Genomic DNA, 26913 nt, shown 5'->3' on the forward strand with positions numbered 1-26913 from the left:
TTTAAATAAAATTAAAGAACATGAAAAATATATTAATTGTTTTATTAAACTTAACAATGTTTGCAACATTGTATGCTCAAGAAGAGCAAGTTATACCTTTAGTAAGGTTAGGTGAATATGTTGAACAAGAAGATGTTGTATATTACTATAAGGATGTAAATGGGGATTTAAATAAATTTTTAGGTACATGGAAATTTGAAGACAATACAACAGAGTTAATTATTAAAATATATCTTAACGAACATGCAGATTATTTTGGATCATATTATGATGACATTTATATTAAGTTTAAATACATAGAAAACGGAATAGTAATTTATGACACATTACTTGATGATAGTGAGTCTAATAAGTATGTAATATTTGGACCCTCTATTTTTGAAGATACTAGAAATAAGGTGACTCTTTCGTATTTTGAGCCTACAGATATACCATATGATGATAGAGGTTTTATGCCTAGTTTAAATCTAGAGCTTTTACCGTGCACAGTTTTAAATTGTGTTAGAGATTTAAAATGGGACATTTTTTGGGTAAATGGAGCTAATAATGTTTGGCCATTTAAAATACCATCAAATTTAGTGTTAGAAAAACAGGAATAAAAAAAGTTGTAATTAATAAAAAAGCCTTTCAATACAATATTGAGAGGTTTTTTTTTTTTTGATTTTTTTAAAATATTTTGCAGTCTTTTAAATGTTGAAAACTACGGTTCTTCCGTAATATGTTTACGGAAAACCGTAACCTTAAGTTAAATATAAGTATTATGTTTACTGCATATTAAGATTATGATCTCCTTAAATTAATTACCATTAATAGTTGTAAACTTTTAACTTTAATTATAATTTATGAACAGAAAAACATTAATAAAAAATATTACAATACTACTTTCATTAACTTTAGTTGGATTTTTAACATTATCATCTTTTAATAATCCAGATGAAGATATTATTGGTACATGGATTTTAGAAAGTGATACAGACAGTAAATGGGTTTTTACAACTAATAATTGTTATTGGTATTACGAAGGTAATTTAGAAGATACATTTACATATGTACTTCAAGATTTGTCTACTATTCCTAATTCAGGTTTATCTGTGGCTCTATGTGGTAATATTGTTAAAACAGGAGGAGAAGAAGATTATTATTTAAAATTAACTGATGAAGATGATCAAGATTACTGTTATGAAATTTTTAGTTTAGATAATGAAAATTTATCTATTAATTATTTAGGACAAGCAGAAATTAAAGTTTTTGATAAAGAGTAAGCAAGTATCAAATTAAAGAATACCTAAAAAGGCTTTCAATACAATATTGAGAGGCTTTTTTTGATATTTCTTATAAATTATAAATAGTATATTCGTTTAAAAATTAATGTTTTATAAAAAAAAATGAGAATGAAACAACAAATTATTATATCATTTTTTTTACTGATTAGTTTATCAGTGTTTTCTCAAGACGATAAAAAGCAAGATGAATATAGAAATAAAGGCTTTTTTAACATTACTAGGTTTAGTTATATAAATGTAAGTTCGGCTAAATTAGAAACGTATTCCCCTTCAAGTGGCGTTACGGTTACAGATTTACCTTTAAGTAAATCTAAAGCATATAGTCTTCAAACTATAAATGGATATTTTTTTAATCCTAACTTTTCTGTTGGATTGGGTGTTGGTTTAGACGGTTATAGTAACCCAAATTTTAATACGCTTCCCATTTTTGTAGATGTAAGAACTTACTTTAATGATGGTAAATCTAGTCCGTATTTATTTTTAGATTATGGAATGCTTGCAAAAGTAGAAGGCGGAAAAAATAATGGAACCATTTTTAATATTGGTTTTGGTTATAAATTTCCAATAAACAATAAGCGATTTATTTTAGTAACAGATTTAAGTTATAGTTATAAAGCAATTAGTCTTGATGGTTTATCCATACGAAAATCTACAGCTTGGACACAAGTAAAAGGTGTAATGTTGGGTGTCGGTGTTCTTTTTTAAAAGAAATAATTACAGATAACTTAAATAAACTATAAAATTAAAAAAGCCTTTCAATATTATATTGAAAGGCTTTTTTTATATGTGAAATATGGTGTTAGATTATTTTTTAATCTCTACCATTTCAATAACAAATATTAAATCTGATTTTGCAGGGATTGGGCCATTAGCTCTTTCTCCGTATGCTAAATGATAAGGTAAGTAAAAGTAAGCTTTGTCACCAACTTTAAGTTGAGCAACAGCTTCTCTAAAACCAGGAATCATGCGTGCATCTGGACTTACTTGCATTGGCATAGGTTGGTAACCATTAGCTTGTGCACGTCTTTCGTTTAGCATGCCGTGACGTTCTGCTACCGCTTGTACATTACTGTCAAATAAACGACCATCTGTAAAATAACCTTCGTAATTAACGGTTACCATATCTCCGGTTTTTGGTTTAGCTCCGGTACCAACAGTAATTAGGTGCATTTTTAAACCAGATGCTAGTGTTGTAGCTTCAGCATCATAAGTATTTAAATCTGCTTTTACTGTTGCAGCAGCTTCAATATTTTTAGCTTCTTTGCTTAAACGTTCTTCTTCAGCTTTTTTAAGCGCTTCAGCTTTTAAAGCTTCTTGCTTTTCTTTAATTTTAGGTAATTCTTCAGTAAATACTTTAGGGGCGTTAAAAGCTTTGGCTTCAGATCCTTTTCTAATAATATTTAATTTTAAAATTACAACATCTTCAAGAGGCTTATCCATAGCACCCGTTTTAACATTTGAGATGGTATCTAAAATGTTTAATCCTTTTACTAATTCACCAAAAACAGCGTGTCTGTTATTAAGTTGAGGTGTTGGTACTTCTGTAATAAAAAACTGACTTCCGTTAGTTGCAGCTCCAGAGTTTGCCATAGATAGTATTCCTGGTTTGTCGTGTTTTAAATCAGCATTAAATTCATCTTCAAATTTATATCCAGGATCTCCACTACCTGTTGCAGTTGGATCTCCACCTTGAATCATAAATTTATTAATTACACGGTGAAAAGTGGTGCTATCGTAGTAACGTTTTCCTTTGTATTCTTCTTTTACTAAAGGATGATTTCCTTCGGCAAGCGCCACAAAGTTAGCAACGGTTACAGGAACTTTGGTGTAAAATAATTTAGCCACCATTGTATCTTTATTCGTTATAAATTCGGCATAAAGACCATCTTCTAAATCTGGATATTCTTCCTTACAAGAGATTAATGTAATAGCTAAGAATAACATAAAAAGTTGTAATGTTTTACTAATCAATTTCATGAGTTTTTTGTTTAATCGTTTAGGTTTTGTCTAATTGTGTTTACTGTTACTTTGCAAATTAAAGGCGTATTTATGCCTATTTTATCTTCGTCTCCATAATAACCGTACGCTTTTTGTGACGGAAATAAGAAGGTAACTGTTTCACCAGGTTTCATTAATTTTAAGCCTTCTCTAAGACCTGTAAATAATTCTTCTTTATCCATCGCGTAATCACGAGGTGTAATATCTTCATCCGAATATATTTGAGCGCCATTAAGTGCTTTTACATTATAATCGAAATTTACAATGTCACCAAACTTAGCGGTAATTGTATCTTGTGTAACCTTAGTATTGTAGTAATACCAAAATCCGTTTTCTGAAGCTTGATAAGTATTTAAAGTGTCTTTGGCTATATGTTCTTCAATAAAATTGTGCTCAATCTGGTTGAGTTTAATATTACGTTCTATTGAGGCATTTATAAAAGATCCCGATTTTACACTCTTTGGTAATCGTGCTTCAGGAGATTTACAACTAAATGCAATACATGCTAAAAGGAGTATCAGTAGGTGTTTATTCATCATTTAATTCCTGTTTATAGCTTGGTAAGATACTAATAAATTTTTCAACAGTCGCTTCTAAATCTAAATCACTTTTACCTCCAGCAGCATTGGTATGTCCGCCACCTTCAAAATGTGCTCTCGAAAATTCGTTCACCGAAAATTCACCTTTACTACGTAACGATATTTTTATGATGTTATCTTGATGACTTTCAATAAAAATAGCTGCAAAAACAACACCTTCAAGAGATAAACCGTAATTTACTACACCTTCGGTATCGCCTTTTTTAAAGTTAAATTTGTTAAGTTCTTTCTGACTTAAAGTAATAAAAGCCGTTTTATACTCCGGAATCACCTTTAAGTTACTCAACGCACAACCTAAAAGTTGTAGTTGTTCATAGCTATTAGTGTCGTATATATTATTATGAATTTGTGAGTTGTTGGCACCTTTATCAATAAGATGTGCAATAACTTGGTGTGTTTTACTTGTGGTAGACGAGAATCTAAAAGATCCAGTATCCGTCATAATTCCAGTATATAAACAAGTCGCGATGTCGCTATTTACTTTATCAACATCATCTAGCATTTCAATAAAATTATACACCATTTCACAGGTTGAAGACATACTCACATCAGAGTACGTGTATAACGCATAATCATCGGGTTGTTGGTGATGATCAATCATAATTTTTATGGCTTCGGTATTTGCTACAGCAGCAGACATGTTTCCAATTCTACCTAAAGCATTAAAATCGAGTGTAAAAATGATATTAGCAGCTTGTAAAAGTGTGTTGCTTTCGTCGTGTTGTGCGTCATATTTTAAAATTGAAGCTTCTCCAGGAACCCATTTTAAAAAATGAGGATAATCATTAGGTGCAATAACCGTAACATTATGGTTACCCATTTTTAAATAATGGTATAAGCCTAAAGTTGATCCAATGGCATCACCATCAGGGTTTTTGTGAGGTATAATCACAATATTTTGAGGTGAACTTAGTAGTTGTTTTACGTTAAGAATATCTTGTACAGTCATAGTTTGCGAAGATACAATTTTTTAATATTGGATTGTATTGTTTTTTTTAAGAATTACATTACTTTTGCAGCAAATTTAAGAAGTGTATTTTTTTACAGTTGGCCTGAAATTATAAGCAGTTTCACAACTATTTAAATGCATTAAAACATAAAAACGAATTAAATTAAAACAAAATGGCAACAAATAGAACATTTACAATGCTTAAGCCTGATTCAATTGAAAAAGGAAACATCGGAGCAATCTTAGAAAAAATCAACGCTTCAGGATTCAGAATTGTAGCAATGAAATTAACACAAATGACAACTGCTGATGCTCAAGCATTTTACGCAGTACACAGCGAAAGACCATTTTTTGGTGAATTAGTTGAGTACATGACACGTGGTCCTATTGTAGCTGCTATTTTAGAAAAAGAAAATGCTGTTGAAGATTTTAGAACTTTAATTGGTGCTACTAATCCTGCTGATGCTGCTGAAGGAACTATCCGTAAATTATACGCTGCTTCTATTGGAGAAAATGCTGTTCACGGAAGTGATAGCGATGAAAATGCAGCTATTGAAGGTGCTTTCCATTTTTCAGGAAGAGAGATGTTCTAAGAAACATACTTTATATATACAAAAAACGCAACTCATTGAGTTGCGTTTTTTTATGCTAAAAAGTAAAACGAATTAACGTAAGACTAGTTTTTTAATTACATCTTTCCCTAACTGTTCGTTAAGCATATCAATAATTTTATCTTTTCCGTAGCTTAACTCCTCACGAAGCGCACTCGATTTTAATTGTACATATAATGTATCGCGTTCCAACTGTATAGCTGTAGTGTACTTATTTACGCTATTTCCCATCATTTCTGCCCATACATCGCGTACATTTACTTTATCTAAGCCTGTTTGTAAATTATTATTATCTACAAATTCTTTTAAAACATCACTTATTGTTTGGTTCTCGTTATTGCGTCTTGCCATTAGTTTACATCCAAAGGTTCATATCTTTTGTAAAGATACTGATCTTTATTAGCGTTCAAAATTAATAAACTGTTTTCTGTAGCATTCAAAACCGTTTCTCTCCATGTATTAAAAGGTGTTGTATATTCAATAAATAAGCTATCGTTTTCAAACACAGCCTTTATCTGTTCAGCATCACTTGAAGTTTCATAAGTACCACTAAAATTTGGTTTTAATTTTTTTCTGAAACCAGCAAGACTATCATTTAATGTTATATAATCTATCGTGTCGTTATGTTTATAGTCACGTTTTGATCCGTTAGAAAGTGTTACCTCGTCAATTTCCCAATAGCCATTTATATGCTGAAGAAATTGTTTAGGGTTTTTAGCACAACCGAAGGTTAAAACAATAATTAAAAGTGGTAAGAAAGATTTTAATCTCATAAGAAGTAAAAATTATAGTTTGAATATTTTATACGATTGATGCACTTGTTTTATAATGTTTTCAGTACGTTCGGCATGTGTATCACTAATAAATAGTTGTCCAAAATGCTCATTATCTACAAGTGTTATAATTTGCGCCACACGGTGCTCATCTAATTTATCAAAAATATCATCTAAAAGTAAAATAGGAGCAACGCCACTTTGTTGTTTTATAAAGTCGAATTGTGCTAATTTTAACGCAATTAAAAATGATTTTTGTTGGCCTTGGCTTCCAAATTTCTTAATAGGAAATCCTTCAATCTCAAAATTTAAATCATCCTTGTGTACACCAACACTTGTATAATGTAACGCCTTATCTTTGTTAAGATTTTGAGTAAGTAAGGTTTTTAAATCAGTTTCAAACAAAGCGCTTTTGTAGCTTAAATCTACCGGTTCATTTTCATTACTAATCACATTGTACCGCTCTTTAAAAATAGGAATAAAAGCCTCTAAAAATTCGGCTCTAGTTTTAAATATTTCTGTACCGTAAGCATGTAGTTGTTCGTTATAAACCTCTAAAGTTTGTGCATTAAAAGTGTTATTTAGTGCAAAATATTTAAGTAAAGCATTACGTTGCGATAATACTTTGTTATAACTAATTAACTGACTTAAATAGGTCTTGTTACTTTGTGAAATAACGCTATCTATAAATTTTCTACGTGTATCGCTACCTTCAATAATTAAATCTCTATCGGCAGGCGAAATAATCACTAAAGGGATAAAACCAATATGATCGCTAAACTTTTCGTAGGCCTTAGCATTTCGTTTTATAATCTTTTTCTGACCTTTTTTTAAAGAAACTACAATTTTTTCTTCGCGTTCTTCTTTTTCAAAAATGCCATCAACCACAAAAAACTCCTCACCATGTTTTATATTTTGAGAAGCAATAGGGTTGAAGTAGCTCTTTCCAAAAGACAAATGATAAATAGCATCCAAAACATTAGTTTTACCAATGCCATTGGCGCCTACAAAGCAATTTATCTTACTGTCGAATGTGAAAGATTCACTTTCAAAATTTTTATAATTGAGTACTGATAACGAATTTAAAACCATAAAAAAGGTACTGAATTTGCGTTTTAATTATTAAGGTTACAAAAGGAAGTGCAAATTATTGAAAAATAACAAATAAATTAGCTTTTAAATCCCAATAAAAATTATATTTTTGCAGGCGCATAAATACAGAAATAGATGGCTACATATAAGAAAAGAGGTTACAAAGCAAAAACAGTAGAAGAAAAGGTTGAAGCTGTTGAAGAACACTCAACAACTGCTGAGGTTTTTAACACATTAGATGAAACAGCTTCTAAAACAGAAGACTGGGCAATCAAAAATCAAAAATATATTTTTATGATTGTTGGTTTTGCAGCAGTTGTAGCTCTAGGATATTTAGGATATAATAAATTTGTATCTGAACCAAAATCTGGTGAAGCGATGAATGAGATGTTTAAAGCACAACAATATTTTGAGCAAGCTGTTACAGGAACAGATAAAGACTCATTATATACTTTAGCTTTAAATGGTGGTGAAGGAAAATACGGTATGGTTGATATCGCTGATAAATATAGCGGAACTCCAGCAGGAAACCTTGCTAACTATTATGCAGGTATGGCATATTTAAACACTAAAGATTATTCAAATGCAGTAACGTATTTAAATAAGTTTTCTAGTGATGATAAAATACTTGCTCCAGTTGCTAAAGGTGCAATAGGTGATGCTTTTGTGCAACTTAACCAACCAGAAGATGCGTTAGGATATTACGAAAAAGCAATCGCAACATCTACAAACGATTATACAACTCCAATGTATTTATACAAAGCAGGAACGTTAGCCTTAACTTTAGGGAAAACTGATAAAGCTTTAAAATACTTTAAAAGAATTAAAAATGAATTTTCTGCTTCAACTGAAGCATCAAATATCGATGCATTTATAGGTAAAGCAGAAGCAAGTTTATAATATATGGCTACAGTAAATTTATCTCAATACGATAAAAACACAATCCCAAACGCGAAAAATTTTCGGTTTGGGATTGTTGTTTCTGAATGGAATGATAACATCACTGACGGACTTTTTAAAGGTGCTTTTGATACCTTAGTTGAACATGGAGCAAATGCAGATAATATTTTGCACTGGCAAGTTCCTGGAAGTTACGAATTGATATATGGTTCTAAAAAAATGCAAGAGCAAAAGGTAGACGTTGTTATCGCTATTGGTAGCGTTATACAAGGTGAAACCAAACATTTTGATTTTGTATGTGACGCCGTTGCTCAAGGTATAAAAGACCTTAATGTAATTCACGAAACGCCTGTTATCTTCTGTGTACTTACAGATACTAATATGCAACAATCTATTGATAGATCTGGTGGAAAGCATGGTAACAAAGGTGTAGAAGCAGCTGTTGCCGCTATAAAAATGGCAACTCTACGCGCTAACTCATAACGCATATTTTTTCTTATAATTAGTAACTTTACTTCACGGAATGTTAACAATTTTTAGCATTCCCTATACTATATTTCCTAGTATTTTAAGTACATTTGATGTATAACAACTTAAGATATAGAGAATTTGTTTAAACAGCGTCAACCTAAGCAGTTTAGCTATGCGCCTAAGCATAATAGTAATAAAAAAGAAGCCTCTAACCAAGACTTGGAATCGCAATGGAATGAAATGAAATCTTCTTCTAAGCGAAAAAAGAGTGTGTTTGCTTCTTTACCTGTTTTACTTATTTTTTTAATCTCAATTTTTGTATTGTTATACATATTAAGTCGTTACGAATAATAGGAAGTTATGGGAGTTTTTGGAAAACATAAAAATAAAAGATACGATTACACACCACGCTTTTACAAAGGCACTGGTAGTCCTTTTGAAATGAAAGGGAAGTTTGATGATTACCGTGAAACTCTTGGATCTAGTAAAAATTTTAAGGGTAAACTAAATTCTGCCGTAGACGATTTTAAGCATAACGAAGATAAACAGGGTGCTAACAAAAGAGTGCTAATTATCATAGGTGTTTTAGTCTTAATTTTCCTATTTATTATTGAATTCGATTTATCTATTTTCTTTTAAAACCGCTAATGTCAGACATTATTCAACTTTTACCAGATCATGTTGCTAACCAAATAGCCGCAGGAGAAGTCGTACAACGACCAGCTTCTGTTGTTAAAGAGCTCATGGAAAACGCTATTGATGCTGGTGCCTCTCAAATAAAAATTATAGTTAAGGAAGCCGGAAAAACACTTATTCAAGTGATTGACGACGGAAAAGGAATGAGCCCAACGGATGCTCGTTTAAGTTTTGAGCGTCATGCGACTTCCAAAATACGTTCGGCCGAAGATTTATTTAGTTTAAATACTAAAGGATTCCGTGGTGAAGCACTTGCTAGTATTGCTGCAATTGCTCACGTAGAACTAAAAACAAAGCAAGCAGACCAAGAATTAGGAACGCAAATAGAAATTGAAGGGAGTGAAATTACAGCCCAAGATGTTGTAGTGACACCTCAAGGAACTTCTATTGCTGTTAAAAATTTGTTTTTTAATATCCCGGCGCGTCGTAATTTCTTAAAATCTAATACGGTAGAATTGCGTCATGTAATTGATGAGTTTCAACGTGTAGCTTTAGCGCATCCTGCTATTTCTTTTGTAATGTATCACAACGGAAGTGAGAATTTTAACCTTCCGGAAAGTAATTACAGACAACGTGTTGTAAATATTTTTGGAGGAAAAACTAATGAGAAATTAGTGCCTGTTGAAGAAACTACCGAAGTTTTAAAAATTTCAGGATTTGTAGGAAAACCTAAATACGCTAAGAAAACAAAAAACGAACAATTCTTTTTTGTAAATGATCGTTTTATTAAAAGTGCCTATCTTAATCATGCTATTAATTCGGCATTTGATGGCCTTTTAAAAGATGGATCTCACCCAAGTTATTTTTTAAACTTAACGGTTGATCCTAAAACTATCGATATAAATATTCATCCTACAAAAACTGAAATAAAGTTTGATGACGAACATACGCTATATGCTATTTTACGTTCGGCAGTAAAACACAGTTTAGGACAATTTAATATTGCTCCTGTACTAGATTTTGATTTGGATACCAATTTAGATACACCATACGATTATAAAAATAAAGAAGCTTCTACGCCAACAGTAGAGGTAGATAGAACTTTTAATCCTTTTGAAGAAAGTAACAATCGCCAAATTACCTTTGGAAATGTTACGGCTACTGCGGCTCAATTTAAACGACAAGCCACAGATAATTGGGATAGTTTATACATGGGGTTAGAATCTGATGATACAGACTCGCCACAAGATTTTGGTGCAATAGAATATGAAAGTGAAGAGGAAACAGAATCGTTATTTTTAGACGATAAATATGCCGAAGCGACACATACTACGTATCAATTACACAATAAATATATAGTAAGTACCATAAAATCTGGTATGGTTATTATTGATCAGCATAAAGCACATCAACGTGTATTGTATGAGAAATTGTTAAAAAACATGACTGTTAAAGAAGCGGTAAGTCAGCAATTATTATTCCCATTACAATTACATTTTTCGTCTTCTGAAATGACAATTATTGGTCAATTAAAAGAAGATTTAGAATTTACAGGTTTTGTGTTTTCTTCATTTGAAAATGAATTATTAGAGATTACTGGAGTTCCTGTAGGAGTTCCAGAAAGCGAAGTATCTATAATTTTAGAACAATTAATTAGTGATGTGGAACAAGAAGTTCCTGAAAGTAATTTTAGTGCTACCGATTTATTAGCAAAATCAATGGCTAAAAGTTTAGCAATAAAAACGGGTCAATCTTTAACAAAATTAGAACAAGAACATTTAGTAAATAGTTTGTTTGCTTGTAAGGCACCAACTGTTTCTCCTACCAATAGAACTACATTTATTACGATGAGTGTAGATGATTTGGAGAAAAAATTCATGTAAATTATGATTAAAATAACCGAAACCGTAAAGCATTTAGTTATCATAAACGTTATCATGTTTGTGGGTATGTTATTATTTAAAGATAATGGAGACTTGTTTAGCAATTGGTTTGCGCTGTATTTTCCAGGAAACGATGCTTTTAAACCATGGCAAATTGTAACACACATGTTTATGCATGGTAATGTGATGCATATTGTTTTTAATATGCTAGCCTTATGGATGTTTGGAAGTGCTGTTGAGCAACGCTTAGGAAGTAAAAAATTCTTATTTATATATTTTTCAGCAGGATTAGGAGCGGTTTTATTTCAATTAGGATATTACTATTTTCAATATTATTCATTAGAGTCGTCATTAGTTCAGTCAGGAATTACGCTTACAGAAATAAAGGATATTTTATTAACCAACAGAAGTTCTCGCAGCTTTACAAGTTTACAAACTGCGGATATTCAAAATTTATTTGATGTGTTTTATGCCTCAATGGTTGGTGCGTCTGGTTGTATTATGGGAATTTTAGTTGCATTTGGAATGATGAATCCGAATGCAAAATTGATGATGATTTTTTTACCAATTCCTATAAAAGCAAAATATTTTATTCCAGGAATTATTATTTTAGATGTGATTTCGGCATTCACCGGACAATCATTTTTTAGTCCGAGTAACACCGCATATATGGCTCATATTGGTGGCGCATTAACAGGGTTTATTATTATGTGGTATTGGAAAAAAAATCAGTTTAATCAAAACCGTTGGGATTAATGACATCTTTAGTACAAGACATACAATACAAATTAAAGCACCTTAATACATTTGAAAAAATTATTGCAGTCAATGTACTGGTTTTTATTTTAGGGTTTATTCTTAAAACTGTTAACAGTACTGCAAATAGTTTACAATGGTTAGAATTACCTAAAAATGCTGGTGATTTTATATACCAACCTTGGTCAATAATTACTTATGGTTTTACACATTATGGCTTTTTGCATTTTGCTATAAATATGCTGGTATTGTATTTTATTACTAATATGTTACTCAATTTATTCAACTCTAAAATATTACTTAATGTTTATTTCTTAGGAATCATATTTGGAGGTTTAGCATTTTTATTAGTGTATAATGTATTGCCTGAAAGAAGTATTTTAAACATTGGTTCTTTAGTTGGTGCTTCTGCAGGTATACGCGCTTTAGTTATATTTTTAAGTGCATATATGCCACAAAGAGAAGTGAAAATAATGATGTTTTCAGTAAAATTATGGCATATAGGTATTGCTTTAGTAGTGATTGATATTTTAGGATTATTTTCAACAAATCAAGGTGGGAGTATCGCACATTTAGGAGGAAGTTTATTAGGATATCTTTATGCGACTCAACTTCAAAAAGGGTCGGATATTGGAAAAGGTTTTGAAAAAATGACGGATAATATTTCTGAAGTTTTTAAAAAGAAATCGCCTTTAAAAACAGTGCATAAGAATACTAAAAAAACATACGCAGGTCATAATAAAGACGACTTTAACGAGTTTAATAAACAGAAACGTATTGATCTTATTTTAGATAAAATAGGAAAAAGCGGTTATGAAAGCTTAACTGAGGATGAGAAAGCCTTTTTATTTAAAACGGGTAAGAATTAATTAAAATGAAAGGACTTAATGTTATAGATAAGTTAGTTTTTTTCATCAACTCTGTAGTTGCTACAATGTTGTTGTTAGCTTATTTATTGCCTTTTGTGTCTCCAAAAAACTTCGCATTTTTATCGGTACTTAGTTTAGCAGTTCCTTTTTTAATACTTCTTAATTTATTATTTGTTGTGTATTGGTTGCTTAAAGTAAAAAAGCAATTATTATTATCAGCTATTGTTTTAGGAATTGGTTATAATTACGTGTTTTCTTTGTATCATTTTTCATCATCAAAAGATGTAGATGATAGCGAAAATATTACAGTTATGAGTTACAATGTTCGTTTATTTAACGTGTTTAAATGGATTCCTGACGATAGTGTAAAAGCACAAATATTAAGCTTTATAAACGAACAACAACCAGATATTTTAAGCTTACAAGAATACCGCCCTGATAAAGATATTAAGCTTAAAGGTTATCATAAATATGAAGCTGTTTCTGGACAAAAAATCACCTCCGGCCAAGCGATATATTCTAAATTTCCTATTATAAATTCAGGATCAATAGCATTTAAAAATACCGCGAATAATGCTATCTTTATTGATGTTGTTAAAGATAAAGATACACTGCGTATTTATAATATACATTTACAATCTTTACGTATTAATCCTGATGTTGAAAAACTAGCAAATGAATCTTCTGAAAACCTTGCAAAACGTATAGGAGGCACGTTTGTAACACAACAAAATCAAACCGAACAGTTTTTAAAACACAAAAATAAATCACCTTATAAAATGATTATTTGTGGGGATTTTAATAATACCGCATATTCTTACGTATATAAAGAGTTAAAAGGTGAACTTCAAGATGCTTTTGTTGAAGCAGGAAATGGTTTTGGACGTACGTTTAATTTTAAGTTTTTTCCGGTACGAATAGATTTTCTACTTGTAGATCCTACTTTTAAAGTGAACGGTTTTAAAACTCACAATGTGGAACTTTCAGACCATTATCCAGTGGTTACAAAACTAAAATTACATTAGCCAACAATCTACAGTATCAGCCACAATATGTATTAATAATCCTAAACCTAACAGGCGTGTTTTTTTTAATATTGAAAGTAGTACGTAAACTGCAATAGCGTAGTAGGAGTGAAGCGGATGATAATTAATACTACAACGATTAGGATCAAAAATAGGTGTTGCTAAAAGATGATCTATATCAATTAAAAACCCCGAAAGCATAATAATAAAAGCTAGTTTCCACTTTTTTCTATAACATAATAAAGCCACTAATAATGGCCCTAAAATATGAATGGCATAATGGATGGTACTTTGCATTATAAAGAAATCTGTTGTGCTTCTAAGTATAATTCGGCGTTTGGACCTTCATTAAAAAGTAAATCTAGAATACTAAGATTAGGTATAAAACCATGCTTATCATCAAATACTTGTGTATAAGGTGAAAAGTTTTGAACAACTTCCTTTCTATTGTTAACAAGTGCTCTATAATCTGTATGTTGTTCTGGATGTAAATTAAATATTTCCGTTTTATTATACTTTACATCAAGTTGTAAACAATCTAAAATAGTTTCAAAGCATTTAAAGTTAAAATCCATTAAAAAATCTACCTTATTTTCAAATAATGGTTGAAGATCATGTTCGTAATACTCAAAAAATGGCGAACTACTATAGGCAGACAATATAGATTTCCAATGTAAATCTTGCCAATTTGTAGTATTTGCAACTTTTATATCTTTATAAAGTTGTCTGTTTTTTTGAGAAAACACCACGGGAGTTGATAAAGATAACAGTCCGTTTGCTCCATAAATATGCATGCGATTACGATACGTTTGTTTTTGATAGTTATCAGAAACTTCAAAAGTAAAGTTATCGTTTTTTAGCATCGCTACATAATGTGCAATACTAGAAAAATAAGTAGGGTGTAATAACGGTGTCATCAATACAGATTAGGCTTTACGCTTTTTTCTCCATTGGCTAAATCCAAAATATCCAGCTAATAAAATTAAAAACGGAATTAAGAATGATGTTGCTTTTCCTGTTCCACTAACAGTAGTAAAGAAACGGTCCCAACGTGGTTTTCCGTCGCTATCCCAACTCATCCAAATAAATACAGGTTTTCCTACAACGTGATCAAAAGGAACTAATCCCCAAGCTCTAGAGTCTAAAGAATTATGACGGTTATCACCCATCATCCAGTAGTAATCTTTTTCAAAAGTATAGCTAGTTACTACTTCGTTATCAATACGAATTTCGTTACCGTTTACACTTAATTTATGTCCTTCATATTCAGAAATAGCACGTTTGTAAAGAGGTAATACTTCTACGTTTAAATCAATTGTTTTTCCTGCTTCAGGAATATATAATGGACCAAAAAAGTCGTTGTTCCAGTCGTATGCTGTGTTTCTTGGAAAAATTCCAGCATTTCTATTATGATCTGTATCTTTTAAAGGTACAATTTCTGCAACTTCAGGATGATTTTTTAATCTAGCGATAGCTTCATCAGTAGCAGCAAAAATAGTATATGAACCTTCTTTTGAACCATAACCTAAACCATCTGTAATATCGTAACGTTTAAGAAGTTGATAAATATCAGCAGGATTGATAGCTCTTTTAAAAGAAATCTCATACGAAAACTGTAATTTAGAACGATCTGGTAATGAGTTTTGCACACCGTTTACAAATACATATCCATTTCTCACTTCAAGTGTATCTCCAGGAATTCCTACACAACGTTTTACATAATTGGTACGTTTATCAATTGGTTTGTAATATTTTTTATCGGCAGTTTTATACATATTATATAATGTATCAACCGGCCAGTTAAATACTACAATATCATTATGTTCTATACTTTCAAAACCAGGAAGTCTTAAATAAGGTAATTCTAACCCAGAAAAATAAGATTTAGATTTTAATACAGGAATTGTATCGTGTACCATTGGTGCAGCAATTGGTGTCATTGGAATTCGTGCTCCATAATGGAATTTACTTACAAATAAGAAATCACCAACTAATAAGGTTTTCTCTAATGAAGATGTAGGAATTGTAAATGGTTGAATAAAATACGTGTGTACAATTGTTGCTGCTACAATAGCAAAAAGAATTGAGCTTACCCAATCTCCAACAGCTGTACGTGGTTGTAAACTTCTGTTTTCAACATATTTTAAATCTGCAACATAGTTAAGATAGTAGTTGTAAAAACCTAAAGTAAAAATCGCTAAAAGTGTATCTGTAGTTGAGTTTTTACGGAAACTTCTTGCCGTTTCAACCCAAACAACCGGAAACATAATAAGGTTTATAATTGGTACAAATAATAAAATTGTCCACCACCAAGGGCGATTTATAATTTTCATTAATACAATAGCGTTATAAACAGGAACAAAAGCTTCCCAAGCATTTTTACCAGCTTTTATATATAATTTCCAAGTTCCAAGACCATGGATTACTTGTATTACTAATATGAATATTAACCACTGCATAATTGTTGTTTTTTATTTTGTTATAAGTTGAATTGTGTTACTAATTGTTACAATTCATAATTTAATTAACCTATGTTTAACACATCTTTCATTGTAAACACACCGTGTTTACCCACAATCCATTCTGCAGCAATAACAGCACCTAAAGCAAAACCTTGACGATTATGTGCTGTGTGTTTTATTTCAATAGTATCAACATTAGAAATATAGCTCACATTATGAGTTCCTGGAACATTTTCAATACGTTTTGCATCAATAAATATGTGTTCTTTTGATGGTGAGTTATCTAAAGTCCAATTGGTGTAATTTGAATTTGTTATAATATCTTCGGCAAGAGAAATAGCAGTCCCGCTAGGTGCATCGAGTTTTTGTGTATGATGAATTTCTTCCATTTCTACACTGTATTGCGATTGTCCTTTTATTAGTTTAGCTAAAACTCTATTTAATTCGAAGAAAATATTGACGCCTAAACTAAAATTTGATGCATAAATAAAACCTCCATTTTTCTCTTCACATAAACTCACGGCTTTGTCATAATCATGCAACCATCCGGTAGTTCCCGAAATTACGGGTACATTATGATTAAAACAGTTAGAGATGTTTTTAAAAGCTGCTTCTGGAATACTAAAATCAATAGCTACATCAGCTTTTATGATGTCGTAGCTATCATTAGCGCTAGTTTTTATTACAATCTCGTGCCCTCTTTCAATGGCTATTTTTTCGATGGTTTTACCCATTTTTCCATACCCGAGTAAAGCTATTTTCATTCTTAAAAATTAAAGTTTAATGTGAGCCCTAAATCTGAAGTGCTTTCCAATTCATTATATTTATAATGCGGTTTTAGAGCTAAATTTTGATCAACATTAAATTGTAATAAATGCGCATCTACGTTGGCATCTAAGATATTTAAAGCGTAAATACCTATGGTTATTAACAGCGAAAGTTCTTTATTTCGTTTCAATGTTTTTTGAGCACTAACTAATCCGTCTGTACTTACTCTTGGGGTAGAAGTAGGATTTCCATCACTATCCATTCCCCAAAACTCATCGGTTTCATTTCCTGCTAAACGACTTTTATAAGCGTTTCGGTATCTTTTATAATCTTTATTATTGTAATTGTAAATTAAAATACCTGTAGTAATACCTCCCACAAAAATGGGGATTTTCCAATATTTTTTGTTGTAAGCTTGTCCTAAACCAGGTAAAACTGCCGAGTAAAACGCAGCTCTAGATGGTGCTAAAACATTTATAGGTGCACGAGTTACAATAGTATCTTGCACCATTACCAAATCTGATGAAAGCGGAGTTGCTTTTTCAGTTTCAGGTAAGCTTTGAGATACAGCTGTTACACTATATAATAAGCTGAAAAATATAATATATAGGACTTTATTTGCCACTTTCAACAAGTTTTTTGATACGGTTAAAATCTTCTTCGGATGTGAAAGGGATTGAAATTGTTCCTTTTCCATTCTTAGATAGTTTAACGTTTATTTTATTTCCAAAGTATTCCGAAAATTCTTTTATGCCTTTTTTAACAAATTGAGGTGTGTCTTCCTTTTTAGGGATTTTCACGGTTTGTTCAGTATTAAAAGTTTTTACTAAAGTCTCGGTTTGTCTTACAGATAGCTTATTGGTAATTATCTTTTCGTAAATATCTAGTTGAATATCTTGATCTTCAATATTTATAATCGCACGACCATGTCCCATAGAAATAAACCCATCTCTCATTCCTGTTTGAATAATTGGATCTAGTTTTAAAAGGCGCAAATAATTAGCAATTGTTGAACGTTTTTTACCTACACGATCACTCATTTGTTCTTGTGTAAGGCTAATTTCGTCAATTAAACGTTGGTACGATAACGCAATTTCAATAGGGTCTAAATCTTGACGTTGAATATTTTCAACCAAGGCCATTTCTAACGATTCTTGATCGTTTGCAATACGAATATATGCTGGTATAGTTGTTAAACCTATTAATTTTGAAGCTCTAAAACGACGTTCCCCAGATACCAATTGGTATTTATTGAAGTCTAATTTTCTTACTGTTATAGGTTGAATAACTCCTAATTCTTTTATAGAAGATGCTAATTCACGTAATGTTTCTTCATTAAAGTTAGTACGTGGTTGAAACGGGTTAATTTCAATAGCATTAACATCTAATTCTACAATACTACCTACAACTTTGTCGGCATTTTTGTCTTGTATAGATGAAATATCATTTATAGGATCTTTAAGAAGTGCAGATAATCCTCTTCCTAAGGCCTGTTTTTTTGTTGCCTTCGCCATTAGTCATTCTTTTTAATGATTTCTTTCGCCAAACTTAAGTAATTTACCGCGCCTTTGCTACTCACGTCATAATTAATGATGCTTTCTCCAAAACTTGGTGCTTCACCTAAACGTACATTGCGTTGTATAATGGTATCAAAAACCATATCGCTAAAGTGTTTTTGAACCTCTTCAACAACTTGATTTGATAGGCGTAAACGTTGATCATACATGGTAAGCAACATGCCTTCAATATCTAAGTTTTCATTATGTATTTTCTGAACACTTTTAATTGTATTTAATAGTTTACCTAAACCTTCCAAAGCAAAATATTCACATTGTATAGGTATAATCACAGCATTTGAAGCGGTAAGTGCATTAAGTGTTAATAGCCCTAATGATGGTGCGCAATCAATTAAAATATAATCGTAAGACTCGGTAAGATGAGTAATAGATTTTTTCAACATATACTCACGTTCATCTTTATCAACAAGTTCTATTTCAATAGCGACTAAGTCAATATGAGATGGAATGATATCTACATTTGGTGCGGTTGTTTTAAGGATACAATCTTCAGCTGAAGCGGTATGCTCTAATAATTGGTAGGTACCAACTTCTACGCTATCTACATCAATACCTAGGCCTGATGTGGCGTTGGCTTGAGGATCAGCATCGATAAGCAATACTTTTTTTTCTAAAACGCCTAATGAAGCGGCTAGATTTACTGAAGTCGTTGTTTTTCCAACGCCTCCTTTCTGATTGGCAATAGCAATGATCTTACCCATTAATTACATTGGTTTTTATAAGTGTAAAAATACAATTATTTGCGAGTATTTAAAATTGAAGTTGTTAACAATAGTTAAAGAAAATTGTGTTTTTTTTGAAACAACTTTCAATAAATAGATATAAATATCATGATTTTATTACTTAAAATTAGCATAAAGGGTTAAAATTATAAAGTTTTAAGTAATTCTATAAAGTATTTAACACCTTCAGTCGCTGTTTTGTTAATAACCCTTATTTTATTGTGATGTGTTTTTGCTGGTTTTGGGTCAATATATATAATTGGAGCGTTTTTTGCTGCATATTCTAGTAAGCTTGCTGCTGGGTATACTTGTAATGACGTTCCAATAATACATATAATATCTGCCGATTCGCAAATTGAAATGGCTTTATCAATCATAGGTACTGCTTCTCCAAACCAAACAATATGCGGTCGTAATTGGTGCCCGTTTTTACAAACATCTCCCCAATTTATATCTTGGTGGTAGTCTGTAATATTGTGCGCGTTTTTTGTACTGCGTGCTTTTAATAATTCGCCATGTAAATGCAATACATTTTTACTCCCAGCACGTTCATGGAGATCATCTACATTTTGGGTTACAATACTTACGTTGTACTGTGTTTCCAGTTTTACTAAATCTATATGAGCTTGATTTGGTGATACGTCTAGTAGTTGCTTTCTGCGTTGATTGTAAAAATCTAAAACTAATTTAGGATTAGCTTTAAAACCTTGCGGAGAGGCAACTTCCATAATATCATGACCTTCCCATAAACCATCGGCATCTCTAAATGTTTTTATACCACTTTCGGTACTAATTCCGGCTCCTGTTAATACAACTATGTGTTTCATAGCTTAAAATTAAGATTTTAAATTTATATTTGAAAATATGATAGATATTGAACTTTTACACCACCTAGAAACGTATTTAACAGACCATAGAAAAGAACGTTTTTCTACAGTTATTTCTCAACGTACAAAACATTTTACGGTTGCTACCGAAGATGTGTTTCAATTACATAACACAAGTGCAGTCATGCGAAGTTGTGATGTTTTTGGAATTCAGGAACTTAATATTGTTGAAGAACGCAATTCTAAAAGTATTGATCGCGAAATTGCTATGGGAGCTCAAAAATGGGTAGATCTTAATCGTTATCATTCGGTAAAAGATTGTATTAAAGATTTAAAATCTAAAAACTATCAGATAGTGGCAACTACACCGCATACTAATGATTGCGTGTTGCATGAGTTTGATGTGACTAAAAAATCTTGTTTTTTCTTCGGAAGAGAAACAGAAGGGTTGTCTCAGGAAGTTTTGGATGAGGCAGATTGTTTTTTAAAAATTCCGATGGCCGGGTTTACTGAGAGTTTAAATATTTCTGTAAGTGCTGCAATTGTACTGCAGCATGTAACTTCAAAATTAAAACAAACAGATATTGATTGGCAGTTAACCGAAATTGAACAATTAGAAAAACGTATGGATTGGTGTAAAAATACTATTAAAAGCCATAAAGAAATTATTGAGCGTTTTTACGAAACTAAATAATTATAGCATTTATAAAAGGAGTAGGGCTGTGTAGATTTAAAATCTACTAGATCTACTTCTGTTTAATACTTTGTATTCTTCGTAACATTCATTAATAGCATCTAATATTTGAAGATCATTAGCTGTTTCTATGAAATCTTTTGAGTAGTTACACTGACTAACAATTTCATCTAAGTCGTATTTATCTACTTGTAAAAGTACGGTAAGCATTTCTCTGTCAAAGCGAGAGGAAAGTTGATTTCTAATTTCGTCATTTTCTTTCATCTGACGTAATTTTTTAAGTTCTCTTGGCTTTTTTCCAAAGACTCCATAAAGAAAATCTGCAGGGTTAAAAATAGCGCCTAAAACTTTATTCACCGCATTTGGTGAGCTGCTTCCGGCTTCATAACCTTTGTTTGAAAGTCCTGAAATACTATAGCGGTAATTGCTTTTTATGGGTACTTGTTTAATATCAACCTCTAGATAACCAGTTAGTTTTAGTTGGTTTACAACGACTTCTTCTAGTGCTAGAGCGACTTCGGTAAGTTTAATTTTGGTATCCCCAAATTTTATCCAGTCGTTAGTAACACGAACTTTAATGGATTTGTATCCTAGGTAAGAAAAGTGTAAGGTATCGTTAACATTTGCTTTGATTTGGAAGTTTCCTTCTTCATCTGTAGATGTTCCAATAACTTGGTTAAGATTTACAATATTAACGCGGTCTATAATTGCTTCTGTACTAGAACTTACAACAGTTCCTTTTACAAATGTTTCATCATCTTGAGCGAAAATGGCTGAAGAAAATAAAAATAGGGTAAGCGTTAAAAGTAAATATCTCATTGGTGTTATTTTAGTGTGTGATATATGTGATAAAACTTGTCTCTTTTGAGGGAGACAAGTTTTTACACTTATAATTATGATAAAAATAGTAAACTAAACTTACATTAATGTTTAAAGCTACTAATTTTGACTAAAAATTAACATGAAGTATTAATCTCTACGTCTAGAACGTTTTGGTCTAGAGCTATTAGACTCTCTAGATTTAAAATCTGATCCTCCTGGACGTCTAGAACTTGAGCTACTATCAGAACGTCTTCCTCGGCTTCCACCAGAGTCATTACGTCTTCCGCCTCCGCCACCTTCGCGACGTCTTCCGCCACCTCCGTGTCTTCCGCCTCTACTACGACCTTTGTCTGCACTAACTTCTACATTTACAAAACGACCTTCATGTTTAAAGTCATTAAAGAAAGCGATTACTTTTTCTTCGTTTTCTTTTTCAGTATTAAAGAAAGAGAAACTCTCTTTAACATCTACTTTAAAGACATCATCTCTACCTAATTCTAAAATTTCTTTTAAGAAATCTTTAAGTTTCATCCAGTCGTAACCATCTTTACTTCCTACGTTAATAAAGTAACGTGTGTCGTTAGAGTTACTTCCATAATCACGTCCACCACCATCACGGTCGCTTCCACGGCTATCTCCTCTGTCTTCAACTTTAATGTTTTTAGATTTTTGGTAGTAGTTGTAAAAACGATTAAATTCTACTGAAAAGAATTTTTTAATTAATTCTTCTTTATCTGTATCTGCAAATAATTCATTGATACCAGTAATATGTTTATCAATTTCTTCATTGATTTCAGTAGTATGAATTTTATTTGCTAACGACATTAATTGAACTTCAACGATATCACCACCTGATGGTACTTCTTTCTTATCGAAATCTCTTTTAATAATACGTTCTATACTTTTAATTTTTCTAACTTCACTTTTAGAAACGATTACCATAGATACTCCTGTTTTACCAGCACGTCCTGTTCTTCCTGAACGGTGTGTATAAGTTTCTATTTCATCTGGAAGTTGGTAGTTAATTACGTGAGTAATATCATCTACATCAATACCACGTGCTGCAACATCTGTAGCAACTAGCATTTGAATTTGTTTATTTCTAAACGATTTCATTACCATGTCACGTTGATTCTGACTTAAATCTCCGTGTAGTGCTCCTGCAGAGTAACCGTCTTCAATTAAGTTTTCGGCAACTTTTTGAGTATCACGTTTTGTACGACAGAAAATTACAGAAAAAATGTTTGGATTAGCATCTGCTAAACGTTTTAAAGCTTGGTAACGGTCTCTTGCGTTTACTAAATAGTATTCGTGAGCAACGTTTGTTGTACTTTCATTTTTATTTCCTACAGTAATTTCAGTAGGATTTCTCATGAATTTTTTTGCTATTGTAGCAACTTCTCTTGGCATTGTTGCAGAGAATAACCATGTGTTTTTGTCTTCTGGAGTATGAGAAAGGATATCAGTAATATCTTCTTTGAATCCCATGTTTAACATCTCATCAGCTTCATCTAAAACAGAGTATTGTATTTTAGAAATATCAACCATGTTACGGCTAATCATATCTTTCATACGACCCGGAGTTGCAACAATAATTTGTGCACCACGTTTTACAGCTCTTGCTTGATCAGAAATGCTAGATCCACCATAAATGGCAACAACATTTAATCCTTTGCAATATTTACCGTAAAGTTTTAGTTCGTTTGTGATTTGTAAACAAAGTTCACGAGTTGGAGATAAAATAAGACCTTGAGTGGTTCTGCTATTAATATCTATTTTTTGTAACATTGGGAATCCAAAAGCTGCTGTTTTTCCAGTACCAGTTTGTGCCAAAGCAACTAAGTCTTTGTCTTCTTCTAATAATAATGGAATTGCTTTTGATTGTACTTCACTTGGTTTTTCAAAACCTAAATCGGTGATAGCGTTTAAAAGATCTTCGTTAAGACCTAAATCTTGGAATGTGTTCATTCAGTTGTAATAAGTATTCGATTATATTTTGTGGTGTTACAAAAAGAAGCGAATCGACATACTTAAACCTAAAACCTCTAGTAACACATCCTCTCTCTGAGGAATTTAAAACTCAATAGTTTTTGTGAACCTTAAGTTTTGAAGTTGCAAATATACAACTTTTTTTTTAATATACAAGTTATTTTATTGTGTTGATTTTTAACGGATTAAATTTTATTTAGGTAATTTATTAATTGTTTTAAAGCTTTTCCTCTGTGACTAATCTCATTTTTTTGCTCAATACTTATCTCTGCAAATGTTTTATCTAGTCCGTCTGCTTTAAAGATTGGGTCGTAACCAAAACCATCTTCTCCATGTTTTTCTGTTGTGATTTCGCCTTCACAAATTCCTGTAAATGTTTGTAATTCGCCATTTAAATGTAAGGCGATTACTGTTTTAAATTGTGCAGCTCTGTTGGGCTGTGTTTTTAAGTTTTCCAACACTAAGTTCATATTGTCATTACTGTCTCTTTGCGGTCCTGCATAACGTGCAGAAAAGACTCCTGGTGCTCCATTAAGAGCTTCAATTTCTAAACCTGTATCATCAGCAAAACAATTATAACCGTAATTTTTAATAATGTATTCTGCTTTTTGTTGCGCATTACCTATTATAGTAGGTTGTGTTTCTGGGATGTCTTCAAGACAAGAAATATCTTTAAGACTTAGCAGTTTTATATGTGATGGAATAAAGCGTTGTACTTCTTTTATCTTGTTTAAATTATTAGTGGCAAAAACTAGTTCCATAGGTATTGATGATTTTAGATGGATAAAGATAATGAAATATTTACTCTACAAATTGGTGTTATTTTTTCGAAATAATATTTTTTTTCAGACGATAAGTTAAAAATTTAGATATATTTATGCTTAAATTTATGTTTTGTAGATAGTTACTGTGTTTATGATTTTAAAATAAATGCAGTAAATAAAAAACCAAATTTCAAAAATATTATGATTGATTATAAGTCAATTTTCATTGAGCAGTCTCCTGTTGCAATGGCTATGCTTGATGTGAATTTGTGCTGTATTGTTGTGTCTAAAAAATGGTTGACTGATTATCAAGTTGATAAAGAGATTATTGGTTCTTGTCTTTATGATGTTTTTCCTAGCCTTAAAAATATTTGTGAACGAATACATAATGAGTGTATTAAAGCGCGTGTTAATGTTTCTGAAAATGTGCGTTTCGAGTTGAAAGGAGGTGCTGTTGTATGGCTGTTTTGGGATATCAATCCTTGGTATAATGATGATGGAACTGTAGGAGGGGTCATGATTCAAACTCGGGATATTGCGAAACAAAAAGAACATGATTTTGATAAAAAAAGAATTGATAAAATATTAAAAAAGACAAGTGAAGTCGCTAGGATAGGGGTTTGGGAATTAGATTTGAAATCAAATGAAGTCTTTTGGGATAAAATGATACGTGAAATACATGATGTCCCAGATGGTTATTATCCTATTTTTGAAGAAGCTGTTAATTTTTTTAAAGCAGGTTATAGTAGACAGCTTATTGCTAATGCGATGCAGAATGTTATGGTTGATGGGGAGTCTTTTGATATAGATTTGCAACTTGTGACTTATAATGATAAGGAAATTTGGGTGCGCGTTATTGGACAAGCAGAATTTGAAAATGAAGTATGTGTTAATGTTTTTGGAGTGTGTCAAGATATTAATGTCAAAAAGTTAACAGACATTGCTTTATCTAAAGCGAATGATGAAATTACAACCATTATGAATTCTGGTTCTATAGCTATTATATCTTATAATGAAGATGGTGTTATTAAACATTTTAACAATGGTGCTGAAGCTATGTTGGGATGTAGTGCTTCCGAAATGATAGGAAAACAGAAAGCTGAAATATTTCATATAAAAGAAGAATTGTCTGATTTTAAAGCTGATATTAAGCAATTAAAAGATAGTTCTTCAAATGAAACACTTTGTGATATTTCTAGAGAATGGTTATATAAAAGAAAAGATGGTTCAATATTTCCGGTAGAATCTACATTAACAATTATAAAGAATAAAGAAGGTATTGGAATTGGGTATTTAGAGAAATCAACAGATATTTCTGAAAGAAAAAAATCTGAAACTGAAATTTTAAGAAAAAATGAACTACTTAGTTTTGCTGAATCACTAACAATGACAGGTAATTGGCAATGGGATGTTAAAACTAATATAATTATTGGATCTGTTAATTTGTATCGTATTTTTGGTTTAAATGAAACTGAAGTAGTTACAAAAGAACTCTGCCTAAGTCTTGCTCACAAAGATGATGAAGCTAGGGTGAGAGCACATCTTGATGAGTCTTTAAAGAAGAAATGTTATAACGATATACTACATAGGATTCAGTTGGATGATGGAACTGTAAAAACATTGCAGTTTTCAGGGAAAGTTATTGAAAATGAAGCAGGAGAGGTTGTTGAAGTTATTGGAGCTTGCCAAGATATTACCCGTCAAAAGTTGGCCGAACGCAGATTAATTCAAACTAAAGATGAATTAGAACTTTTAGCAATTCAATTAAGAAAACAAAATACACAGTTAGCTGATTTTGCACATATAACATCTCATAATTTAAGAGCGCCCGTAAGTAACTTGAATGCGCTATTAAATATTTATAATATTACTGAAAGTGAAGATGATAAGTTTGAAGTGTTTGATAAATTTAAAATAGTGATAGATCACTTAACATCAACGTTGGATATTCTGGTAGATGCAATTAATGTTACTAATGAAAATGATCATTTTATTGAAGAGATTTTATTTGACGATGTTTTAACAAAAACAAAAGAGATGCTTATGGGGCAAATCTTAAAAACAGGAGCGGTGATTGAAGCTGATTTTTCTGCGATTAGCACTGTGAGTTATTGTAAAGTATATTTGGAAAGTATTTTCCTTAATTTAGTAAGTAACTCTTTAAAATATAAATCTGACGAGCGCGCTCCTAAAGTTGTGATTACCTCTGAAAAGGAAGGAGATAAAATTAAAATTAAAATTAAAGATAATGGTATGGGGATTGATTTAGATCGTCACGGGCATAAATTATTTGGTTTAAATAAAGTATTTCATAGACATCCTGATGCTAAGGGTGTTGGTTTGTTTATTACAAAAATACAGGTAGAAGCTATGGGAGGTAAGATTTCAGCATCAAGTGCTGTTGGAGTAGGTACAGTTTTTAATATTGATTTTAATTAAATTT

General features: G+C 31.5%; 30 protein-coding genes. 13 read left to right on the forward strand and 17 right to left on the reverse strand.

The window, feature by feature from the left end:
- Positions 1 to 20: 20 nt before the first annotated feature.
- From ACU4C5_RS09555 to ACU4C5_RS09565, 3 genes are all read left to right on the forward strand, one after another.
- Positions 21 to 599, forward strand: coding sequence for a DUF6705 family protein (locus ACU4C5_RS09555; RefSeq protein ID WP_446843983.1), 579 nt, complete (start codon positions 21 to 23; stop codon positions 597 to 599).
- Positions 600 to 842: 243 nt separating this feature from the next.
- Positions 843 to 1262: a hypothetical protein gene (locus ACU4C5_RS09560; RefSeq protein WP_446843984.1), complete on the forward strand. Its 420-nt coding sequence runs from the start codon at positions 843 to 845 to the stop codon at positions 1260 to 1262.
- Positions 1263 to 1391: 129 nt separating this feature from the next.
- Positions 1392 to 1988 (forward strand): hypothetical protein, encoded by a 597-nt coding sequence (locus ACU4C5_RS09565; RefSeq protein WP_446843985.1) that lies wholly within the window; start codon positions 1392 to 1394, stop codon positions 1986 to 1988.
- Positions 1989 to 2087: 99 nt separating this feature from the next.
- On the opposite strand, the gene ACU4C5_RS09570 is transcribed toward ACU4C5_RS09565, so the two are convergent.
- Genes ACU4C5_RS09570 through ACU4C5_RS09580 form a run of 3 tightly spaced genes read right to left on the reverse strand, consistent with a single transcriptional unit; the run spans position 2088 to position 4829 of the window.
- Entirely contained in the window at positions 2088 to 3260 is a 1173-nt protein-coding gene (locus ACU4C5_RS09570; RefSeq protein WP_446843986.1) for a peptidylprolyl isomerase, read from the reverse strand.
- A gap of 11 nt (positions 3261 to 3271) precedes the next feature.
- Positions 3272 to 3820: a gliding motility-associated peptidyl-prolyl isomerase GldI gene (gldI, locus tag ACU4C5_RS09575; RefSeq protein WP_446843987.1), complete on the reverse strand. Its 549-nt coding sequence runs from the start codon at positions 3818 to 3820 to the stop codon at positions 3272 to 3274.
- Entirely contained in the window at positions 3810 to 4829 is a 1020-nt protein-coding gene (locus ACU4C5_RS09580; protein WP_446843988.1) for a DHH family phosphoesterase, read from the reverse strand. Before ACU4C5_RS09580 ends, gldI begins: the two co-directional genes overlap by 11 nt.
- A gap of 173 nt (positions 4830 to 5002) precedes the next feature.
- Here ACU4C5_RS09580 and ACU4C5_RS09585 point away from each other — a divergent pair, with 173 nt between their 5' ends.
- A complete protein-coding gene (locus tag ACU4C5_RS09585; RefSeq protein ID WP_446843989.1) occupies positions 5003 to 5422 on the forward strand; it encodes a nucleoside-diphosphate kinase in 420 nt (139 codons plus the stop codon).
- A gap of 72 nt (positions 5423 to 5494) precedes the next feature.
- On the opposite strand, the gene ACU4C5_RS09590 is transcribed toward ACU4C5_RS09585, so the two are convergent.
- Genes ACU4C5_RS09590 through recF form a run of 3 tightly spaced genes read right to left on the reverse strand, consistent with a single transcriptional unit; the run spans position 5495 to position 7305 of the window.
- Positions 5495 to 5791, reverse strand: a complete 297-nt coding sequence (locus ACU4C5_RS09590) for a DciA family protein (protein ID WP_446843990.1) — start codon at positions 5789 to 5791, stop codon at positions 5495 to 5497.
- Positions 5791 to 6213, reverse strand: a complete 423-nt coding sequence (locus tag ACU4C5_RS09595) for a hypothetical protein (protein ID WP_446843991.1) — start codon at positions 6211 to 6213, stop codon at positions 5791 to 5793. Before ACU4C5_RS09595 ends, ACU4C5_RS09590 begins: the two co-directional genes overlap by 1 nt.
- Positions 6214 to 6225: 12 nt before the next feature.
- Positions 6226 to 7305, reverse strand: a complete 1080-nt coding sequence (gene recF, locus ACU4C5_RS09600) for a DNA replication/repair protein RecF (protein ID WP_446843992.1) — start codon at positions 7303 to 7305, stop codon at positions 6226 to 6228.
- Positions 7306 to 7440: 135 nt separating this feature from the next.
- Between recF and ACU4C5_RS09605 the strand changes: the two genes are divergently transcribed.
- The 7 genes from ACU4C5_RS09605 to ACU4C5_RS09635 all read left to right on the forward strand — a co-directional run bounded on the left by ACU4C5_RS09605 (position 7441) and on the right by ACU4C5_RS09635 (position 13845).
- The gene (locus ACU4C5_RS09605) at positions 7441 to 8205 is read left to right on the forward strand and encodes a tetratricopeptide repeat protein (protein ID WP_446843993.1); all 765 of its coding nucleotides are present in this window, start codon (positions 7441 to 7443) and stop codon (positions 8203 to 8205) included.
- A gap of 3 nt (positions 8206 to 8208) precedes the next feature.
- Positions 8209 to 8688 carry a 6,7-dimethyl-8-ribityllumazine synthase gene (gene ribH, locus ACU4C5_RS09610; RefSeq protein ID WP_446843994.1) on the forward strand — a complete coding sequence of 160 codons (480 nt, stop codon included), beginning with the start codon at positions 8209 to 8211 and terminating at the stop codon, positions 8686 to 8688.
- Positions 8689 to 9036: 348 nt separating this feature from the next.
- Complete coding sequence (locus ACU4C5_RS09615; protein WP_446843995.1) at positions 9037 to 9315, forward strand: riboflavin synthase subunit beta; 279 nt, start codon at positions 9037 to 9039, stop codon at positions 9313 to 9315.
- 8 nt (positions 9316 to 9323) lie between these two features.
- Positions 9324 to 11195 carry a DNA mismatch repair endonuclease MutL gene (mutL, locus tag ACU4C5_RS09620; RefSeq protein WP_446843996.1) on the forward strand — a complete coding sequence of 624 codons (1872 nt, stop codon included), beginning with the start codon at positions 9324 to 9326 and terminating at the stop codon, positions 11193 to 11195.
- Positions 11196 to 11198: 3 nt separating this feature from the next.
- Complete coding sequence (locus ACU4C5_RS09625) at positions 11199 to 11951, forward strand: rhomboid family intramembrane serine protease (RefSeq protein WP_446843997.1); 753 nt, start codon at positions 11199 to 11201, stop codon at positions 11949 to 11951.
- A complete protein-coding gene (locus tag ACU4C5_RS09630) occupies positions 11951 to 12820 on the forward strand; it encodes a rhomboid family intramembrane serine protease (RefSeq protein WP_446843998.1) in 870 nt (289 codons plus the stop codon). The genes ACU4C5_RS09625 and ACU4C5_RS09630 overlap by 1 nt, the downstream gene beginning before the upstream one ends.
- Positions 12821 to 12825: 5 nt before the next feature.
- Positions 12826 to 13845 (forward strand): endonuclease/exonuclease/phosphatase family protein, encoded by a 1020-nt coding sequence (locus ACU4C5_RS09635; protein ID WP_446843999.1) that lies wholly within the window; start codon positions 12826 to 12828, stop codon positions 13843 to 13845.
- On the opposite strand, the gene ACU4C5_RS09640 is transcribed toward ACU4C5_RS09635, so the two are convergent.
- From ACU4C5_RS09640 to ACU4C5_RS09675, 8 genes are all read right to left on the reverse strand, one after another.
- Positions 13837 to 14145 carry a DUF6122 family protein gene (locus ACU4C5_RS09640; RefSeq protein ID WP_446846447.1) on the reverse strand — a complete coding sequence of 103 codons (309 nt, stop codon included), beginning with the start codon at positions 14143 to 14145 and terminating at the stop codon, positions 13837 to 13839. The genes ACU4C5_RS09635 and ACU4C5_RS09640 overlap by 9 nt on opposite strands.
- Entirely contained in the window at positions 14142 to 14762 is a 621-nt protein-coding gene (locus ACU4C5_RS09645) for a WbqC family protein (RefSeq protein WP_446846448.1), read from the reverse strand. The genes ACU4C5_RS09640 and ACU4C5_RS09645 overlap by 4 nt, the downstream gene beginning before the upstream one ends.
- A gap of 9 nt (positions 14763 to 14771) precedes the next feature.
- A complete protein-coding gene (gene lepB, locus ACU4C5_RS09650) occupies positions 14772 to 16304 on the reverse strand; it encodes a signal peptidase I (protein WP_446844000.1) in 1533 nt (510 codons plus the stop codon).
- Between the two features lie 65 nt (positions 16305 to 16369).
- Positions 16370 to 17071: a 4-hydroxy-tetrahydrodipicolinate reductase gene (dapB, locus tag ACU4C5_RS09655; RefSeq protein ID WP_446844001.1), complete on the reverse strand. Its 702-nt coding sequence runs from the start codon at positions 17069 to 17071 to the stop codon at positions 16370 to 16372.
- 2 nt (positions 17072 to 17073) lie between these two features.
- Complete coding sequence (locus tag ACU4C5_RS09660) at positions 17074 to 17700, reverse strand: DUF5683 domain-containing protein (protein WP_446844002.1); 627 nt, start codon at positions 17698 to 17700, stop codon at positions 17074 to 17076.
- Positions 17690 to 18589, reverse strand: coding sequence for a ParB/RepB/Spo0J family partition protein (locus ACU4C5_RS09665; protein ID WP_446844003.1), 900 nt, complete (start codon positions 18587 to 18589; stop codon positions 17690 to 17692). Before ACU4C5_RS09665 ends, ACU4C5_RS09660 begins: the two co-directional genes overlap by 11 nt.
- Complete coding sequence (locus ACU4C5_RS09670; RefSeq protein ID WP_446844004.1) at positions 18589 to 19353, reverse strand: ParA family protein; 765 nt, start codon at positions 19351 to 19353, stop codon at positions 18589 to 18591. The genes ACU4C5_RS09665 and ACU4C5_RS09670 overlap by 1 nt, the downstream gene beginning before the upstream one ends.
- A gap of 167 nt (positions 19354 to 19520) precedes the next feature.
- Positions 19521 to 20201: an SIR2 family NAD-dependent protein deacylase gene (locus ACU4C5_RS09675; protein WP_446844005.1), complete on the reverse strand. Its 681-nt coding sequence runs from the start codon at positions 20199 to 20201 to the stop codon at positions 19521 to 19523.
- Positions 20202 to 20238: 37 nt separating this feature from the next.
- Here ACU4C5_RS09675 and ACU4C5_RS09680 point away from each other — a divergent pair, with 37 nt between their 5' ends.
- Positions 20239 to 20895 carry a TrmH family RNA methyltransferase gene (locus ACU4C5_RS09680; protein WP_446844006.1) on the forward strand — a complete coding sequence of 219 codons (657 nt, stop codon included), beginning with the start codon at positions 20239 to 20241 and terminating at the stop codon, positions 20893 to 20895.
- 36 nt (positions 20896 to 20931) lie between these two features.
- Here the strand turns inward: ACU4C5_RS09680 and ACU4C5_RS09685 are convergent, their stop codons facing one another.
- The 3 genes from ACU4C5_RS09685 to ACU4C5_RS09695 form a co-directional block, all read right to left on the reverse strand.
- The gene (locus ACU4C5_RS09685) at positions 20932 to 21714 is read right to left on the reverse strand and encodes a carboxypeptidase-like regulatory domain-containing protein (RefSeq protein WP_446844007.1); all 783 of its coding nucleotides are present in this window, start codon (positions 21712 to 21714) and stop codon (positions 20932 to 20934) included.
- Between the two features lie 150 nt (positions 21715 to 21864).
- Positions 21865 to 23685 carry a DEAD/DEAH box helicase gene (locus ACU4C5_RS09690; RefSeq protein ID WP_446844008.1) on the reverse strand — a complete coding sequence of 607 codons (1821 nt, stop codon included), beginning with the start codon at positions 23683 to 23685 and terminating at the stop codon, positions 21865 to 21867.
- Between the two features lie 206 nt (positions 23686 to 23891).
- Positions 23892 to 24467 carry a non-canonical purine NTP diphosphatase gene (locus ACU4C5_RS09695; protein WP_446844009.1) on the reverse strand — a complete coding sequence of 192 codons (576 nt, stop codon included), beginning with the start codon at positions 24465 to 24467 and terminating at the stop codon, positions 23892 to 23894.
- A 204-nt stretch (positions 24468 to 24671) separates the two neighbouring features.
- On the opposite strand from ACU4C5_RS09695, the gene ACU4C5_RS09700 reads away from it, so the two are divergent.
- On the forward strand, positions 24672 to 26909 hold the full coding sequence (locus tag ACU4C5_RS09700; protein ID WP_446844010.1) for a PAS domain-containing sensor histidine kinase: 2238 nt from the start codon (positions 24672 to 24674) through the stop codon (positions 26907 to 26909).
- The last annotated feature ends 4 nt before the right edge of the window (positions 26910 to 26913 follow it).

It is taken from the genome of Lacinutrix undariae, assembly GCF_052934785.1.